15 protein-coding genes and 1 tRNA gene are annotated in these 17,780 nt (G+C 49.9%); 2 read left to right on the forward strand and 14 right to left on the reverse strand.

The features are described 5' to 3' along the window. The 4 genes from ACSTTO_RS00390 to rpsL form a co-directional block, all read right to left on the reverse strand. On the reverse strand, nt 1–140 hold a 140-nt coding region (locus tag ACSTTO_RS00390), incomplete at its 3' end, for a GTP-binding protein (protein WP_439271153.1). Nucleotides 141–205: 65 nt separating this feature from the next. Then, nucleotides 206–2,290 carry an elongation factor G gene (gene fusA / locus ACSTTO_RS00395; protein WP_439271142.1) on the reverse strand — a complete coding sequence of 695 codons (2,085 nt, stop codon included), beginning with the start codon at nt 2,288–2,290 and terminating at the stop codon, nt 206–208. Between the two features lie 30 nt (nt 2,291–2,320). Then, the gene (gene rpsG / locus ACSTTO_RS00400; protein ID WP_439271143.1) at nt 2,321–2,791 is read right to left on the reverse strand and encodes a 30S ribosomal protein S7; all 471 of its coding nucleotides are present in this window, start codon (nt 2,789–2,791) and stop codon (nt 2,321–2,323) included. A 70-nt stretch (nt 2,792–2,861) separates the two neighbouring features. Next, on the reverse strand, nt 2,862–3,233 hold the full coding sequence (rpsL, locus tag ACSTTO_RS00405; protein WP_022709963.1) for a 30S ribosomal protein S12: 372 nt from the start codon (nt 3,231–3,233) through the stop codon (nt 2,862–2,864). Between the two features lie 487 nt (nt 3,234–3,720). On the opposite strand from rpsL, the gene ACSTTO_RS00410 reads away from it, so the two are divergent. Together ACSTTO_RS00410 and umoC are read left to right on the forward strand one after the other, a co-directional pair. Continuing rightward, nucleotides 3,721–4,035 (forward strand): hypothetical protein, encoded by a 315-nt coding sequence (locus tag ACSTTO_RS00410; protein WP_439271154.1) that lies wholly within the window; start codon nt 3,721–3,723, stop codon nt 4,033–4,035. 164 nt (nt 4,036–4,199) lie between these two features. Then, nucleotides 4,200–4,625, forward strand: coding sequence for a UmoC family flagellar biogenesis regulator (gene umoC, locus ACSTTO_RS00415; RefSeq protein ID WP_439271144.1), 426 nt, complete (start codon nt 4,200–4,202; stop codon nt 4,623–4,625). Nucleotides 4,626–4,719: 94 nt separating this feature from the next. Here umoC and rpoC read toward each other — a convergent pair whose 3' ends face one another. From rpoC to ACSTTO_RS00465, 10 genes are all read right to left on the reverse strand, one after another. Then, the gene (gene rpoC, locus ACSTTO_RS00420) at nt 4,720–8,922 is read right to left on the reverse strand and encodes a DNA-directed RNA polymerase subunit beta' (RefSeq protein WP_439271145.1); all 4,203 of its coding nucleotides are present in this window, start codon (nt 8,920–8,922) and stop codon (nt 4,720–4,722) included. 248 nt (nt 8,923–9,170) lie between these two features. Then, nucleotides 9,171–13,307, reverse strand: a complete 4,137-nt coding sequence (rpoB, locus tag ACSTTO_RS00425) for a DNA-directed RNA polymerase subunit beta (protein ID WP_439271146.1) — start codon at nt 13,305–13,307, stop codon at nt 9,171–9,173. A gap of 298 nt (nt 13,308–13,605) precedes the next feature. Further along, complete coding sequence (rplL, locus tag ACSTTO_RS00430; protein ID WP_439271147.1) at nt 13,606–13,980, reverse strand: 50S ribosomal protein L7/L12; 375 nt, start codon at nt 13,978–13,980, stop codon at nt 13,606–13,608. Between the two features lie 52 nt (nt 13,981–14,032). After that, nucleotides 14,033–14,551, reverse strand: coding sequence for a 50S ribosomal protein L10 (rplJ, locus tag ACSTTO_RS00435; RefSeq protein WP_439271148.1), 519 nt, complete (start codon nt 14,549–14,551; stop codon nt 14,033–14,035). 386 nt (nt 14,552–14,937) lie between these two features. After that, nucleotides 14,938–15,636 (reverse strand): 50S ribosomal protein L1, encoded by a 699-nt coding sequence (gene rplA, locus ACSTTO_RS00440; RefSeq protein WP_439271149.1) that lies wholly within the window; start codon nt 15,634–15,636, stop codon nt 14,938–14,940. Between the two features lie 4 nt (nt 15,637–15,640). Next, nucleotides 15,641–16,069 carry a 50S ribosomal protein L11 gene (gene rplK / locus ACSTTO_RS00445; RefSeq protein WP_439271150.1) on the reverse strand — a complete coding sequence of 143 codons (429 nt, stop codon included), beginning with the start codon at nt 16,067–16,069 and terminating at the stop codon, nt 15,641–15,643. 189 nt (nt 16,070–16,258) lie between these two features. Beyond that, a complete protein-coding gene (gene nusG / locus ACSTTO_RS00450) occupies nt 16,259–16,789 on the reverse strand; it encodes a transcription termination/antitermination protein NusG (RefSeq protein ID WP_439271151.1) in 531 nt (176 codons plus the stop codon). Nucleotides 16,790–16,840: 51 nt separating this feature from the next. After that, on the reverse strand, nt 16,841–17,041 hold the full coding sequence (gene secE / locus ACSTTO_RS00455) for a preprotein translocase subunit SecE (RefSeq protein WP_439271152.1): 201 nt from the start codon (nt 17,039–17,041) through the stop codon (nt 16,841–16,843). 458 nt (nt 17,042–17,499) lie between these two features. Next, nucleotides 17,500–17,575 (reverse strand) — tRNA-Trp (locus tag ACSTTO_RS00460). Nucleotides 17,576–17,640: 65 nt separating this feature from the next. Then, the coding region (locus ACSTTO_RS00465; protein WP_500690824.1) for an EF-Tu C-terminal domain-related protein at nt 17,641–17,780 on the reverse strand (140 nt) is incomplete at its 5' end.

The following is a 17,780-nucleotide window of genomic DNA, read 5'->3' on the forward strand; positions in this document are numbered from 1 at the left end:
TTATCAATCTGATCATAGGCACGGAAATCACCAAAGAACTTGGTGATAGCAGCTGTCAACGAGGTCTTACCATGGTCAACGTGACCGATAGTGCCGATATTGACGTGCGGTTTGGTACGTTCAAATTTGCTCTTTGCCATCTGAGCTCTCCATCAATTTAGCCTGCTCAGGCATTCTTAATTTTAACGAGCGTAAGCCGAGAGGCTTACGCAAACTTCTTCTGAATTTCTGCGGCGACCGCAGCCGGAACCGGCTCATAATGGTCGAACTGCATGGTGTACTGGGCACGACCCTGAGACATCGAACGCAGGCTGTTCACATAGCCAAACATGCTGGCCAGCGGAACCATTGCATTGATAACAGTGGCAATGCCACGGGCTTCAGTACCGGAAATCTGACCGCGACGGGAGTTCAGATCACCAATAACATCACCAACATAATCCTCAGGCGTCACAACTTCGACCTTCATGATCGGTTCGAGCAGCTGAGCGCCGGCTTTCTGCGCACCTTCACGGAATGCAGCACGTGCAGCAATTTCGAAGGCCAGAACAGACGAGTCAACATCGTGGTAAGCACCATCGATAAGTGTTGCCTTCACACCAAGCATAGGGAAACCGGCCAGAGGACCTGCACCCATAACGCTTTCGATACCCTTCTGAACGCCAGGGATATATTCTTTCGGAACAGCACCACCGACGATCTTGGATTCGAAGAGGAAATCATCACCTTCATGCGGCTCGAATACGATTTTAACACGAGCAAACTGACCGGAACCACCGGACTGCTTCTTGTGTGTATAATCGATTTCTGCCTGACGGGTAATGCTTTCACGGTAAGCAACCTGCGGCTGACCGACATTGGCCTCAACCTTGAATTCACGACGCATACGGTCAACCAGAATATCAAGGTGCAACTCACCCATACCGGCAATAATGGTCTGACCGGATTCTTCATCAGACTTAACGCGGAATGAAGGATCTTCAGCAGCCAAACGATTGAGCGCAATACCCATCTTTTCCTGGTCAGCCTTGGTCTTTGGTTCAATCGCGATTTCAATAACCGGATCAGGGAATTCCATACGTTCCAGAATAACAGGCTTCAGCGGATCGCAAAGCGTGTCACCGGTTGTGGTTTCCTTCAGGCCGGCAAGAGCCACGATATCGCCGGCAAATGCCTCATCAATATCTTCACGGCTGTTGGAGTGCATCTGCAGCATACGGCCGATACGCTCACGCTTGCCCTTGACGGTGTTTTCAAGAGAAACACCCTTGGTCAGCTTGCCCGAATAAATACGTGCGAAAGTGAGCGAACCTACAAACGGGTCATTCATGATCTTGAATGCAAGCAATGAAAGCGGCGCTTCATCGGAAGATTCACGCGTGGTTTCAGCTTCCGTCTTAACGTCAATACCCTTGATTGCAGGCACTTCGTTAGGCGCAGGCAGATAATCCACAACCGCATCCAGCAAAGGCTGCACGCCCTTATTCTTGAATGCAGTACCGCACATTACAGGATGGAACTGCACAGCAATCGTACCCTTACGGATAAGAGCACGCAGCTCATCATTGGTAGGCAGAGTGCCTTCCAGATAAGCTTCCATTGCAGCTTCATCGATTTCAACAGCGGTTTCGATCAGCTTTTCACGATACTCTTCAGCTTTTGCCTGAAGGTTGGCAGGAATATCCTTAACCTCGGTAACAGCACCGATAGAACCATCCCATGTCAGCGCCTTCATTTCGATAAGATCGATAACGCCTTCAAATTCGTTTTCAGCACCGATTGGCAACTGCACAACAAGAGCAGTCGCACCAAGACGGGTTTTGATCATATCAACGCAGCGGAAGAAATCCGCACCGATCTTGTCCATTTTATTGACAAAGATCATGCGTGGCACATGATATTTTTCAGCCTGACGCCATACGGTTTCAGTCTGCGGCTCTACACCGGCATTCGCATCGAGCAGCGCAATCGCACCATCGAGAACGCGCAGGGAACGCTCAACTTCAATGGTGAAGTCAACGTGACCCGGCGTATCGATAATATTGAAGCGACGCTTCTTGCCATCACGACCCTGCCAGAATGTGGTGGTTGCAGCAGAGGTAATGGTGATACCACGCTCCTGCTCCTGCTCCATCCAGTCCATCGTGGCGGAACCGTCATGGGTTTCACCGATCTTGTGGTTCTTACCCGTGTAGAAAAGAATACGCTCAGTCGTTGTCGTCTTACCGGCATCGATGTGCGCCATAATACCGAAATTACGGTAGTCTTCGATTTTATATTCGCGGGCCATAATATTTGCTCTTTGAACAGAGTTCGACGATTACCAGCGGTAATGCGAGAATGCGCGGTTAGCTTCCGCCATACGATGCGTATCTTCACGCTTCTTGACAGCAGAGCCACGATTATTTGCAGCATCGAGCAACTCACCCGACAAGCGATCAATCATCGTTGTCTCATTGCGGTTACGTGCAGCATTGATAAGCCAGCGGATTGCCAGCGCCTGACGACGATCAGGACGGACATCAACAGGAACCTGATAGGTCGCACCACCCACACGGCGCGAGCGCACTTCCACATGCGGCGCAACATTATCAAGCGCCTGATGGAACATTGTCAGACCATCCTGCTTAGCCTTGGCTTCCACTGCTTCCAGAGCACCGTAAACGATGGATTCTGCAACAGATTTCTTACCATGAAGCATAATCGCATTCATGAATTTGGTTACAACCAGATCACCAAATTTAGGATCCGGATTAATTTCACGCTTCTCAGCACTATGACGACGGGACATGTCAGTCTCTTTAATTACATCGGGCTCAACTCACCTGAGGATCAGGTGGCCGGTATCCCCGGAAAATTACTTATTTAGGACGTTTAGCACCATAAAGCGAACGACGCTGCTTACGATTCTTCACACCCTGGGTATCAAGTACACCACGGATGATGTGATAACGAACACCCGGCAAGTCTTTTACGCGACCGCCGCGGATCATAACAACAGAGTGCTCCTGAAGATTATGACCCTCACCCGGAATATAACCAATCACTTCAAAGCCATTGGTCAGACGAATCTTTGCCACTTTACGCAGCGCCGAGTTCGGCTTTTTAGGTGTTGTTGTATAAACACGGGTACAAACACCACGCTTCTGCGGGTTTGCCTGCAAAGCAGGAACCTTATTACGCTTAACCTGCGCTTGGCGCGGTTTACGGATCAGCTGGTTTACGGTAGGCATTGAACCTTCCTCTACTTAATTTATTCGTATCATTCGCCCAATCGGGCCGTTTCACCGTTATGCTCATGCACAAAATCGGACATTGTGCCAGTGCTAGCACTGGCATGCCCGAACAAAAGCAGAGGAAGTTACCTTCATGCGAACGGCAATTTGCACTAAATATCGTAAAACGAACCCTGTTTGAGACGAACTCCAGAGCCATTCACTCCGGATCAGCCAGCCTCACATCGGCTCAGATGGTGTGCTGATACGCTTAAAGGCGCGTTTCGTCAAGACCGCCGCTTCAGTTTTCTGATTTATGACAGATAAAACAGCAAAATATGCCTTAAAACCGGCTGTTTTTTTGAAATTCGGCGCCATTTCCTATCCAAACCGCATAAATTGCAGCCAGAATCCTGATATGACTGTCTTTTATACAGATTATCTTTTATTCAACCTGTCTGATTCAGCCGTTTCAGGCCCTGATACAGGGCAATGTTAACTTCAAATTAAGGAATGCCCAGTGTCAGACACTAATCCCGATTCGAATAATGTGTATCTTATTATTGCAGATGCCTGGAAAGAGGACGAGAGCGATCCTGTGAATGTCCACATGCTCCTGCAGGCAAAGCCTGATGAGAACATTATTCAAACAACCTTGGAAATTTTGGCAAATGAGGGGTTTGCCGAAGCTGAAATATCCGAAATCGGCACCCTTACTGAACAGCCGGAAGAAGAGCCATATCTGAGTGCGTATAATACCGCCCTCTCCGGTCAGGTAGCCCTGATTGAATTTGATGGCTCACATGATGATGAAGAATAAGCTTATTCAGCATCTTTTATTTACAATCAGCACAGAGGCGGTAACCACCGCCTCTTTATTTTTATAAACGAAATTTTGCCGGATATCATTTACAGTTTGCGCAGATTTTTGGAATATTATTTCACCATAATTTCATGCATAGTTATTTTTATAAGGAGTCTGCTATGCATAATCATATCTCAAAATATTCTTTATTGATTGCCGCGCTGCTTGTTGTACCTACTGCATTTTCTGCCTCAGCCGCTGAAACCCCGCAACAGACCGGCGCGCTTGATCATTGTTATACAATCATCGGCTCAAAACCGCGGACAGAATTGCAAGGCTGCCTGCAAGAACAGCAGAAAATTGCAGATGAAAAATTGAAGACACAATTTGAAAAAACACGCCGCGCGATAGAGGAGACCGGCTCATCTAGTGTCAAAACGGCCATTCGTTCTTTGAAAAAATCCCAAAAAGCATTTTTGCGTTTTCGTGATGCGGAATGCAAGCGCATTGGCGATGCGGCACTTGGCGGCTCCGGCGCCGGCGATATGCAGCAAGGCTGTATGATTGATCTTACCAATTGGCGTATTCATCAACTGGCAAAATAAGCGGCTGATTTCAATTCCCGCACAGACTGCACACAAAAAAACACATAAAAAGGCCGCCCTGAAGGCGGCCTTTTTGTTTATTTTACAACAGCATTTATTCCGCTGCATTATTGGTCATATCAACCAGCATTGCATTGGCCGTATCAGCACCGGAAGTCTTGCGGCGCTCATCAATGATAAGATCATCGCGGGCTGTCGCAATACGGCGGATCTGGCTCATCATACCACCGGTACCGGCAGGGATAAGACGACCAACAATCACGTTTTCCTTCAGACCCTGCAGCGTATCCATCTTACCGGCAACCGCGGCTTCTGTAAGAACGCGGGTTGTTTCCTGGAAGGAAGCAGCCGAGATGAAGGACGGTGTCTGCAGCGATGCCTTGGTGATACCAAGCAGAACCGGCTGGCCTTCTGCAGGCTTCTTGCCCTCTTCAACCAGACGCTCATTGATTTCGTCGAGTTCAATACGATCCACATGATCGCCCGGAATATAGGTGCTGTCACCGGATTCCGTGATCTCAACTTTCTGCAACATCTGACGGACGATCACTTCAATATGCTTATCGTTGATCGTCACACCCTGCAATCGGTACACTTCCTGGATTTCATTCACGAGATAGGAAGCGAGAGCCTCCACACCCTTAATCGCAAGAATGTCATGCGGCGCAGGATTACCGTCAAGAATATAATCACCCTTTTCAATCGCATCGCCATCCTGAAGATGGAAAGGCTTGCCCTTAGGGATAAGATATTCAACCGGTTCCAGATTATGGTCATTCGGCTCAATAATAATGCGGCGCTTGTTCTTGTAATCGCGGCCGAAACGAATTGTACCGTCAACCTCGGCAATGATCGCATGATCTTTTGGCCGGCGCGCTTCAAACAGTTCCGCAACGCGTGGCAGACCACCGGTAATATCCTTGGTCTTGGCGCTTTCCATTGGCAGACGCGCAATCACATCACCAACACGCACTGTTGCACCAGGCTCAACCGAAAGAATGGTTTCCACCGAAAGCAGGAAGCGTGCTTCACCACCCTTGGCGAATTTCGCAACCTTGCCATTCTTGTCCTTGACAACAAGGGCAGGCTTAAGATCAGCACCACGCGGTGTTGAGCGCCAATCCATAACCACGCGCTTGGTGATACCGGTGGATTCATCTGTCGTTTCAGCAACGGACAGACCATCAACCATATCTTCAAACTCGATCACACCTTCAACTTCGGTAATGATCGGACGGGTATATGGATCCCATTCTGCCAGACGCTGGCCACGCTTGACCGTATCGCCGTCATCCACAAACAGGCGTGAACCATAGGCAACACGGTGGCTTGCGCGTTCCTTGCCCGAAGCATCCATGATGAGAACAGCCATGTTACGGCCCATGACCACCAGATGGCCATCGGAATTGCGCACCACATTGCGGTTACGCAGTGTAACTGTGCCCTCATAGGAGGCTTCAAGATAGGAGCTGTCCACAACCTGAGCCGTACCGCCAAGGTGGAATGTACGCATGGTCAGCTGTGTGCCCGGCTCACCAATCGACTGAGCGGCGATAACACCAACGGCCTCACCCTTATTCACAGGTGTACCGCGTGCAAGGTCACGGCCATAGCACTTGCCGCACACGCCGGCGCGGGTAAGACAGGTCAGGGCCGAACGAATGCGAACAGTCTGGATACCGGCCTTTTCAATCACTTCCACATGGCGCTCTTCAATCATGTCACCGGAGGCAACAATCAGTTCGCCTGTAGCCGGATGCGTAATATCATCCAGAGCCACACGGCCGAGAATGCGCATGCCAAGCGAAGCAACAATCTGACCGGCATCAACGATCGGGCTCATAGTCAGACCAACGGTTGCACCGCAATCTGCCTCAGAAATAATCGCATCCTGCGCAACGTCCACCAGACGGCGGGTCAGATAACCGGAGTTAGCGGTTTTCAGCGCCGTGTCAGCGAGACCCTTACGGGCACCGTGCGTGGAGTTGAAGTACTCATTCACGGTCAGGCCTTCTTTAAAGTTGGAGATAATCGGCGTTTCGATAATCTCACCGGAAGGCTTGGCCATCAGGCCGCGCATACCGCCAAGCTGGCGCATCTGCGACGGCGAACCGCGCGCACCGGAATGCGACATCATATAGATGGAGTTCATCTGTTTCTGACGGCCGGTTTCCGGATCAAATTCAACAGCCTTAATACGCGCCATCATTTCTTCGGCGATCTTGTCTGTTGCCTTGCCCCAGGCATCAACAACCTTGTTGTATTTCTCGCCCTGTGTGATCAGACCGTCATTATATTGCTGTTCATATTCCTTGGCCAAAGCTTCCGTATCGGCAACAATTTTGGCTTTGGAGGCTGGGATGACCATATCATCCTTACCGAAGGAAATACCGGCGCGGCAGGCATGGGCAAAACCAAGCTGCATCACACGGTCACAGAAAATCACTGTCTCCTTCTGGCCGCAATGGCGGTAAACCAGATCGATCATCTTGGAGATGTTCTTCTTGGTCATTTCCTGATTGCAGATATCAAAAGGAACATTGGCATTCTTTGGCAGCAATTCACCAATGATCATCCGACCCGGTGTTGTATCATAGATTTTTGATACAGGATTGCCTTCAGCATCAACGCTCTTGTAACGACCCTTGATCTTGGTGTGCAATGTAACGGTTTTGGTTTCCAGCGCATGCTGCAATTCGCCCATATCGGCAAAAATCATGCCCTGTCCGGGTTCGTTTTCAGCAACAATCGACAGGTAATAAAGCCCCAGCACCATATCCTGAGACGGCACGATGATCGGCAGACCATTGGCCGGATGCAGAATATTGTTGGTCGACATCATCAATACGCGTGCTTCCAGCTGTGCTTCCAGAGACAGCGGCACGTGAACAGCCATCTGGTCGCCGTCAAAGTCCGCGTTAAACGCAGTACAGACAAGCGGATGCAGCTGGATTGCCTTACCTTCAATCAGTGTTGGTTCAAAAGCCTGAATACCAAGGCGGTGCAGCGTTGGCGCGCGGTTTAACAGAACCGGATGCTCACGGATAACCTCATCAAGGATATCCCACACTTCCGGACGTTCTTTTTCAACAAGCTTTTTCGCCTGTTTAACCGTTGAAGAAAAGCCCTTGGCATCAAGACGCGCATAAATGAACGGCTTGAACAGTTCCAGCGCCATTTTCTTCGGCAAACCGCACTGATGCAGCTTTAGTTCCGGACCGGTCACAATAACCGAACGGCCGGAATAGTCGACACGCTTACCAAGCAGGTTCTGACGGAAACGCCCCTGCTTCCCTTTAAGCATATCGGAAAGTGATTTCAAAGGACGCTTATTGGCACCGGTAATGGTGCGGCCACGCCGGCCATTGTCAAACAGCGCATCAACCGCTTCCTGCAGCATACGCTTTTCATTGCGGATAATAATACCAGGCGCACGAAGCTCCATCAGGCGCTTCAGGCGGTTATTACGGTTGATCACGCGGCGATAAAGATCGTTAAGATCGGACGTTGCAAAACGGCCGCCATCCAGCGGCACAAGCGGACGCAAATCCGGCGGGATAACCGGAATGATCTTCATGATCATCCATTCAGGACGATTACCGGATTCCATGAAGTTCTCAACAATTTTGAGACGCTTCATCAGTTTTTTGGTCTTCAGTTCCGAAGTGGTTTCAGCAAGCTCAGAGCGCAGCTGTACAGCAATTTTTTCCAGCTCCATGGAAGCCAGCAGCTCGTAAATCGCTTCCGCACCGATAAGCGCCGTGAACTGGTCTTCACCAAATTCATCAACAGCAATCATATATTCTTCTTCTGAAAGCAGCTGATGCTCTTTCAAAGAAGTCAGACCAGGCTCGGTAACAATGTAATTTTCAAAATACAGAACGCGCTCAATATCCTTCAGCGTCATATCAAGCAATGTGCCGATACGCGAAGGCAATGATTTCAAAAACCAGATATGAGCAACAGGTGCAGCCAGTTCGATATGGCCCATGCGCTCACGGCGCACGCGCGATAATGTAACTTCAACACCGCATTTTTCGCAGATAATGCCCTTATATTTCATGCGCTTGTACTTACCGCACAGGCACTCATAGTCCTTGATCGGGCCGAAGATGCGGGCGCAGAACAGACCATCGCGTTCAGGCTTGAACGTACGGTAATTGATCGTTTCTGGCTTTTTGATCTCGCCGTATGACCAGGACAGAATCTTCTCAGGGCTGGCAATCGAAATCCGGATGGAATCGAATGTCTGCACCGGAGCCTGAGGATTGAAAAGATTCATGACCTCTTGGTTCATGCCGTTCTCCTTAGGGCACAATACTCAACAAAAAAGTTGGCCTACTTTCTGCAAGCATCATGCGTTTGAATCTATATACAGAGCGGCATCCGGCACAGGCTTTAGCGCCTTGATACGCTCTGACGGGCAATAGCCCTGATCTTATCCGACGGTCAGACACAGTGCTGTAACCGTCATAATTTCAAAATATGCCGCAATGACAGGGGCAATAATGGCGTGGCGCGGAAAACCGCGTCACGCCGTAGTTTTTATTCTGCTGCGTCAGGCATATCAGCCTGGGCAATATAATCACGGGTATCATCCAGCTCGACATTCAGACCAAGCGAGCGCATTTCCTTCACAAGAACATTGAAGCTCTCTGGTATGCCTGCCTCGAATGTATCATCGCCGCGGACAATCGCTTCATAAACCTTGGTACGTCCTGCCACATCATCGGATTTGATGGTGAGCATTTCCTGCAAGGTATAGGCTGCACCGTAAGCTTCCAGCGCCCAGACCTCCATTTCCCCGAAGCGCTGACCACCAAACTGCGCCTTACCACCCAGCGGCTGCTGCGTAACAAGCGAGTACGGACCGATCGAACGGGCATGGATCTTGTCATCAACAAGGTGGTGCAGTTTGAGCATATAAATATAGCCCATTGTCACCTGACGATCAAAAGGTTCACCCGTACGGCCGTCATACAAGGTTGACTGACCGGATGTTGCCAGACCTGCATCAGCCAGCATCGCATTAATATCAGCTTCCACAGCACCGTCAAAAACAGGTGTGGCAATCGATACGCCGCGCTTGACCTGCTCGGCCAGCATGACAACACTGTCATCATCATAAGAGCGTACAGGCTCGTTACGATCATTATCCGGATAGATATGCTCCAGTGTCTCACGCAATGGCTGGATATTATTTGTTGAGCGATAAACTTCAAGAAGTTCACCGATCTTCTTACCCATACCAGCACATGCCCAGCCCAGATGTGTTTCCAGAATCTGTCCCACATTCATACGTGAGGGCACACCAAGCGGGTTCAGCACGATATCTGCATGTGTCCCGTCTTCAAGAAACGGCATGTCTTCTACAGGCAGAATGCGCGAAACCACACCCTTGTTACCATGACGGCCGGCCATCTTGTCGCCAGGCTGGATCTTGCGCTTCACAGCGACAAAGACCTTCACCATCTTCATGACGCCCGGCGCCATTTCATCGCCGCGCTGCACCTTCTCAACCTTATCCATGAAGCGTGTTTCCAGCAGCTTCTTGGATGCGTCATACTGGTTGCGCAGAGCTTCAAGCTCACTCTGGCCCTTTTCGTCCTCAACGGCAAACTGCCACCATTGTGAGCGTGGATATTCACTCAGAATATCACGGTTGACAGTCGTGCCTTTTTTGAAGCCTTTTGGCCCGGCAACTGCAGCCTTGCCTTCCAGCATATCAGCCAGACGGCCATAGGTATTGCGGTCAAGGATCGATTGTTCGTCATCGCGGTCCTTGGCAAGACGCTCGATTTCTTCACGCTCAATCGCCATTGCACGTTCGTCTTTTTCAACACCATGACGGTTGAAAACACGAACTTCCACAACAGTACCATAGGTTCCGGGCGGCATACGCATAGAAGTGTCACGCACATCGGAAGCCTTTTCACCGAAGATAGCGCGCAAAAGCTTCTCTTCCGGCGTCATCGGGCTTTCACCCTTAGGCGTGATCTTGCCAACCAGAATATCGCCCGGATGAACCTCAGCACCGATATAAACAATACCGGCCTCATCAAGGTTCTTCAGTGCCTCTTCCGAAACATTCGGAATATCGCGGGTGATCTCTTCAGGCCCGAGCTTGGTATCACGGGCAGCAACTTCAAATTCTTCGATATGGATCGAAGTAAAGACATCATCCGAAACAATCTTTTCAGAAAGCAGAATGGAGTCTTCATAGTTATAGCCGTTCCAAGGCATAAACGCGACAAGCACGTTACGGCCAAGCGCCAGATCGCCCAGATCGGTTGACGGACCATCAGCAATAATATCGCCCTTGCCTACACGATCACCAACGCGCACAAGCGGACGCTGATTGATACAGGTTGACTGGTTGGAACGCTGGAACTTCATCAGACGGTAAATATCAACACCGGACTTCGAAGGATCGAGGTCTTCGGTTGCGCGGATAACGATACGGGTCGCATCCACCTGATCAACAACACCGCCACGGCGTGCAGCAATCGCCGCACCGGAATCGCGTGCAACGATCGGCTCCATACCGGTTCCGACAAACGGCGCTTCAGCGCGCACCAGAGGCACAGCCTGACGCTGCATGTTCGAGCCCATGAGAGCACGGTTCGCATCGTCATTTTCCAGGAACGGAATAAGGGCTGCCGCAACAGAAACCAGCTGTTTTGGCGAAACGTCCATAAGATCCACATTTTCACGTGGCGCCATAAGAACTTCACCGGCATGACGTGAAATCACGAACTCTTCAACAAATTCGCCATTATCGTTCAGCTCGGCATTGGCCTGGGCAACATAATGCTTGGCCTCTTCCATCGCCGACAGATAAACCACTTCATTGGTTACCTTACCGTCAATGATCTTGCGATACGGGCTTTCAATAAAGCCATATTTATTAACACGTGCAAAAGTTGCCAGCGAATTGATCAGACCAATATTCGGGCCTTCCGGCGTTTCAATCGGGCAGATACGGCCATAATGCGTCGGATGTACGTCACGCACTTCAAAGCCGGCGCGTTCACGGGTCAAGCCGCCAGGTCCAAGAGCCGAAAGACGGCGCTTATGGGTGATTTCAGACAGCGGATTGGTCTGATCCATAAATTGTGACAGCTGCGAGGAACCAAAAAATTCACGCACAGCAGCAGCAGCAGGCTTCGCATTGATCAGATCCTGCGGCATAACCGTGTCAATCTCAATCGACGACATCCGCTCCTTGATCGCACGCTCCATGCGCAGCAAACCAACGCGATACTGATTTTCCATCAATTCGCCAACAGAGCGCACACGACGATTACCGAGATTGTCAATATCATCAATCTCGCCCTTACCGTCACGCAGTTCCACCAGCGTCTTGATAACAGCAAGAATATCTTCCTTGCGCAGAACGCGAACAGTATCTTCCGCATCAAGGTCAAGGCGCATATTCATCTTAACGCGGCCGACAGCCGACAGATCATAACGCTCCGGATCAAACAACAGCGATTCAAACATCGCTTCGGCTGAATCCATTGTCGGCGGCTCACCAGGGCGCATGACACGATAAATATCAAACAGCGCATCCTGACGGGACTGGTTTTTGTCCGCAGCCAGTGTATTGCGGATGTAAGCACCCACATTCACATGGTCGATATCAAGAACATTGACCTCATTACCGCCGGTTTCGAGCAGAATCTTGAGAGTCTTTTCATCAATCTCATCACCGGCTTCAAGATAAATCTCACCGGTGGCATAATTGACAATATCCTCTGCAAGATAGGAACCAAGCAGATCATCATCCGTTGCGCGGATTGCCTTGACGCCCTTTTCAGCAATCTGCTTTGCCGCACGGGCAGTAAGCTTGCGGCCGCTTTCAGCCACAACTTCACCGGTATCAGCATCAAGCATGTCGCCAATCAGCTTCATGCCCTTAAAGCGTTCAACGGAATAAGGAATACGCCAGCTATCGCCATCACGCGTATAGGTAACCGCATTATAGAAGGTCGAGAGAATTTCTTCCCCGTCCATGCCAAGCGCCATCAACAATGATGTTGCAGGAATCTTGCGGCGGCGGTCAATACGGGCGTAAACAATATCCTTGGCGTCAAATTCAATATCGAGCCAAGAACCGCGATACGGAATAACACGCGCTGCAAACAAAAGTTTGCCCGAAGAATGAGTCTTGCCCTTATCGTGATCGAAGAACACACCGGGTGAGCGGTGCATCTGCGAAACGATAACGCGTTCCGTACCATTAACAATAAATGTACCATTATCGGTCATGAGCGGCATATCGCCCATATAGACATCCTGTTCCTTGATGTCCTTGATCGATTTGGCACCTGTATCTTCATCAATATCAAATACGATAAGACGCAGTGTCACTTTCAGCGGCGCTGAATAGGTCAGATCACGCTGGCGGCACTCATCCACATCGAACTTTGGCGCGTCGAATTCGTAACGGACGAATTCGAGCATAGAGGCCCCGGAAAAATCCGAGATCGGAAACACCGACTTAAAAACAGCCTGCAAACCCTCGTCAGGACGTCCACCCTCAGGTTCATCCACCATCAGGAATTGGTCATAAGATGCCTTCTGAACCTCAATAAGGTTCGGCATCTGGGCGACTTCTGGAATCTTGCCGAAAAATTTGCGTACGCGCTTACGACCGTTAAAAGTGTGGGTCTGAGCCATCGTCGCTCCTCGTTCTGTGCCTTACGGCGTTCTGAAGCCCATGGAATTGCCAGGGCCTGTTGCTTGCCGCCTTACGGCGGTCCCATGAACGGGTCAAAACCCGTTTCCTGACAGCTGCTCTTCTGTCAGGAAAAGGGTTTGTAACCGTTTAAACTGTAAAATCCATCAAGATATGAAAGACCTTTACAATTCATTATGCCATTCGTTTTTATTTGTCACCTGAAATCAGGCAACACATCAAAACGCCCGCACTATATGCGGAAAACGGCGGGCCGTTAAGCCCGCCGGATAACTCAAATTACTTGAGTTCAACTTTAGCGCCAGCTGCTTCGAGCTGAGCTTTGATTTTTTCAGCTTCGTCTTTAGCTGCACCTTCCTTAACAGGCTTAGGTGCACCTTCAACGAGGTCTTTAGCTTCCTTAAGACCAAGACCGGTGATTGCGCGAACTTCCTTGATCACATTGATCTTGTTTGCGCCGCCATCAGCGAGGATAACGTCAAATTCGGTCTTTTCTTCAGCTGCAGGAGCAGCAGCACCGCCGGCAGCAGCAGCAACTGCCACAGGAGCAGCAGCAGATACGCCCCACTTTTCTTCAAGAAGCTTGGACAGTTCTGCAGCTTCCAGAACGGTCAGTGCGGACAGGTCTTCAACGATCTTTGCGAGATCAGCCATTTGTATATTCCTTTAATTCAAGGTTTGAACTGTTATAACAGCGAGAACGGCCTTACGCCGCCTCGTTCTTCCGGGCATGTGCGCCAATAACGCGGGCGATCTGGCCTGCAGGCGCGCTTGTGAGCACAGCAAGACGGGTAGCCGGTGTCTGGATCATACCAACCAGCTTTGCGCGCAGTTCGTCGATTGATGGCAGCGAGGCAAGAGCCTTCACGCCTTCAGCATCGAGCTGCGTTGCACCCATAGCACCACCAAGAATAACAAGCTTGTCATTAGTCTTGGCGAACTCTGTTGCTACTTTCGGAGCCGCAACCGGATCGGCTGCATAGGCAATGACAGTCTGTCCGCTGAACAGATGTGCAATACCTTCGGACTCCGTGCCCTGAAGAGCGATTTTGGCAAGACGGTTCTTCGCGACTTTAACGGCACCACCCGCTGCACGGACTTTTTCGCGAAGATCGCTCATCTGCGCAACGGTGAGACCGCTATAGTGGGCCACAACGACCGAGCCGGACTCTTTAAAAGTGCCGTTCAGCCAAGTGACAAATTCGCGCTTTTCCGCTTTTTCCACTGTCTCTCTCCAGTTGGCAAGAATGCACAGGAGCACTCTTACCGGGTTGCCTTTGCCGGATAGCGTGTAAGAAGTGCTATCCGACCTACGAGGTTCCTGTCCCCTGCCCCTTCACTGCAATGCAGATCAGGTCAAGGCAACTACGGTTCAAACCTTAAACACAAGCCAGGCTGTGATAATAAGGTCATTCCACGTCTCATGCAGGCTCAAAAAATTAAGGCGAACCACCCGCAATCTCGGACAGGATTACCGGAATATAACTTCCGGTTATCCGGGCTCCGAAGAGCCCCGGAAACTTTCACAATAATCTTAAGAAGATAATCCCCCTTCTTAAGATCTACTCTGCTTCAAATCAGCCTTGTACAGATTTATTCTGTAAAAGCAAATCAGGCGATTTTAACGCTTGACGGATCAACCTTGACACCAACGCCCATGGTTGAGGAAACGGCAACGCGCTTAAGATATTCACCCTTGGCACCGGCTGGCTTAGCCTTAAGCACAGCATCAGCAAAAGCACGGATATTTTCTTCCAGCGCCTTCACTTCAAACGAAGCCTTACCGATACCGGCATGAATAATACCAGCCTTCTCAACGCGGAACTCAACAGCGCCGCCCTTGGAAGCCTTAACAGCACCGGCAACATCAACTGTCACAGTGCCGACTTTAGGGTTTGGCATCATACCACGCGGACCAAGTACCTTACCAAGGCGACCTACAAGCGGCATCATGTCAGGGGTGGCAATGCAGCGGTCAAAATCAATATTGCCGGCATTGACTGTTTCAAACAGGTCTTCCGCACCAACAATATCGGCACCGGCTTTTTTGGCTTCTTCAGCCTTATCGCCACGGGCAAATACCGCAACGCGCACAGTACGCCCTGTACCGTTTGGCAGGTTGACGACGCCGCGAACCATCTGGTCAGCGTGGCGCGGATCAACACCAAGATTCATTGCAACTTCGATGGTTTCATCGAATTTGGCAACGGCACGTTCCTTAACAAGGCTGAGAGCAGCGCCCAGATCATACAATTTTGTAGAATCAACGCCTTCACGGATTTTAGCGACACGCTTTGAAATTTTCGCCATCCTATCAGCCCTCCACCTTCAGACCCATGGAGCGGGCAGAACCTTCAATCATACGCATTGCAGCTTCAATATCCGCAGCGTTCAGATCCTTCATCTTGGCTTCAGCAATTTCACGAACCTTATCGCGTGAAATTGTACCAACCGAAGATTTACCAGGCTCTTTTGAGCCGGACTTCAGATTCGCGGCCTTTTTGAGGAAATATGTCACAGGAGGCGTCTTCATCACAAAAGTGAAAGACTTATCCTGATAATAGGTAATCACGACCGGAACAGGCGAACCTTTTTCCATTTCCTGCGAGGCAGCGTTAAATGCCTTACAGAATTCCATGATATTAATACCGCGCTGACCCAATGCCGGACCAATTGGCGGCGATGGATTTGCGGCGCCAGCTGCCACCTGAAGCTTAAGCTGGCCTGCAACTTTTTTAGCCATTATTTTCTGCCTTTTATTCTTGCCCGGAAGGGCAACCAAATGTCATTGCTGACATGTTTACCGCCGCTTACGCAGCGTTGCAGTGGGTGGTGCGGTTTGCAGAGCGGCTAAGCCTGCGCCCCTTCCACCTGTTTAATGCCGCGTCAGCGGCAATTCCGCACCAAGCGGACAGCCCGAAGACTGCAATGATCAGAGCTTTTCAACCTGACCAAAATCAAGATCAACCGGCGTAGCGCGACCAAAGATTGAAACCTCAACCTTAAGACGCGAACGCTCATCATCCACTTCCTGAACAATACCGTTAAAGGAAGCAAACGGACCATCCGAAACACGTACAGATTCACCAACCTCAAAAGATACAGAAGAACGCGGACGCTCAACCCCATCCTGAACCTGATTCAAAATCTGCTGCACTTCACGGTCACTGATCGGAACAGGCTTTGATTCCGTCCCGAGAAAACCAGTAACCCGCGGTGTATTTTTAATCAGATGATAGACATCATCCGTAAGGTTAGCCCTCACCAGAACATAGCCGGGGAAAAATTTGCGCTCAGCATCAACCTTGCGGCCGCGACGCACTTCCACAACTTTTTCTGTCGGAACCAGAATTTTTTCAAAATGATGAAACAGACCCTTCTGCTTCGCCTTTTCTTCGATTGCCTCAGCAACCTTTTTTTCAAAATTCGAATATGCGTGTACAATATACCAACGCGCAGTCATTCTGCTTCTCCCGCATAGCTCACATCGGCCAAACGCCAACCAGTACGCATATTAACGTCCGAGACCCAGAAGCAACTCTACGCCATAGGCCATCAGCTGATCCGCAACAAAGAAAAACAATGCCGCCAGAAAAGCCATAATAACAACCATTACAGTTGAAATTACTGTCTCACGTCGAGTCGGCCATGTTACCTTAGCCGTCTCAGCGCGAACCTGACGAAAAAATGTAATCGGATTTGTTTTGGACGCCATTTGCCGCTCTGCGCTTGTACTGAGAAAATTACTTCCAACTAAAACAAGCTGTTAAGAATGTATTAATCAGAAAGAACTCACAAGATAACGGCGCGCCGGACTAAAATCAGCCCCGCACACCGCTTGTCTGTTGCCCTTACATAGAGCCGATTCCATAAAAACACAAGCCCATATGCATTTATTCGCTAAATTCGCGCATATCTTCACATATCATTCTACGCTCATTATGCACATAAAGTATATTATAGCGGAAATTTCCGGCACAACAAATCACAATATCATCCGCGCCAGCTTTGTTAAAAATCCCCTGCCCTGAACAAAATTCGAAATAACAGATCAACAAGCCCGCATATATACACAAAGAAACAAGCCTCGCCTGCAAAGGCGATATAGTTTTTTTTACAAACGACACAGCAAAGAAAAACAGCGCCGGCATTCGCACGGCGCTGTTTTAAAACTGGCAGGGGCAGCAGGGCTCGAACCCGCGACCTACGGTTTTGGAGACCGTCGCTCTACCAACTGAGCTATACCCCTGTATAAATGCATAATTGCATTTAAATTCTATTGGTTACAAGGCTGACAAGCAGCCTTGTCAATAATTATTCGATGATCGAAGCGACGATACCGGCACCAACGGTGCGGCCACCTTCACGGATCGCGAAACGCAGCTTTTCTTCCATGGCGATCGGCACGATCAGCGCAACATCAACAGTTACGTTGTCACCAGGCATAACCATTT

The organism is Pseudochrobactrum albidum, from assembly GCF_051851455.1.
In the GTDB taxonomy this organism is placed as follows: domain Bacteria; phylum Pseudomonadota; class Alphaproteobacteria; order Rhizobiales; family Rhizobiaceae; genus Pseudochrobactrum.

Bases quoted from the DNA above. Each gene is read 5' to 3' on its own strand.
- umoC (WP_439271144.1), top strand. From the start codon at position 4,200: ATGCATAATCATATCTCAAAATATTCTTTATTGATTGCCGCGCTGCTT.
- rplA (WP_439271149.1), bottom strand. From the start codon at position 15,636: ATGGCGAAAATTTCAAAGCGTGTCGCTAAAATCCGTGAAGGCGTTGAT.
- fusA (WP_439271142.1), bottom strand. From the start codon at position 2,290: ATGGCCCGCGAATATAAAATCGAAGACTACCGTAATTTCGGTATTATG.
- rpsG (WP_439271143.1), bottom strand. From the start codon at position 2,791: ATGTCCCGTCGTCATAGTGCTGAGAAGCGTGAAATTAATCCGGATCCT.
- rplL (WP_439271147.1), bottom strand. From the start codon at position 13,980: ATGGCTGATCTCGCAAAGATCGTTGAAGACCTGTCCGCACTGACCGTT.
- rpoB (WP_439271146.1), bottom strand. From the start codon at position 13,307: ATGGCTCAGACCCACACTTTTAACGGTCGTAAGCGCGTACGCAAATTT.
- secE (WP_439271152.1), bottom strand. From the start codon at position 17,041: ATGGCGTCCAAAACAAATCCGATTACATTTTTTCGTCAGGTTCGCGCT.
- rpsL (WP_022709963.1), bottom strand. From the start codon at position 3,233: ATGCCTACCGTAAACCAGCTGATCCGTAAACCGCGCCAAGCGCAGGTT.
- rplK (WP_439271150.1), bottom strand. From the start codon at position 16,069: ATGGCTAAAAAAGTTGCAGGCCAGCTTAAGCTTCAGGTGGCAGCTGGC.
- nusG (WP_439271151.1), bottom strand. From the start codon at position 16,789: ATGACTGCGCGTTGGTATATTGTACACGCATATTCGAATTTTGAAAAA.
- rpoC (WP_439271145.1), bottom strand. From the start codon at position 8,922: ATGAACCAAGAGGTCATGAATCTTTTCAATCCTCAGGCTCCGGTGCAG.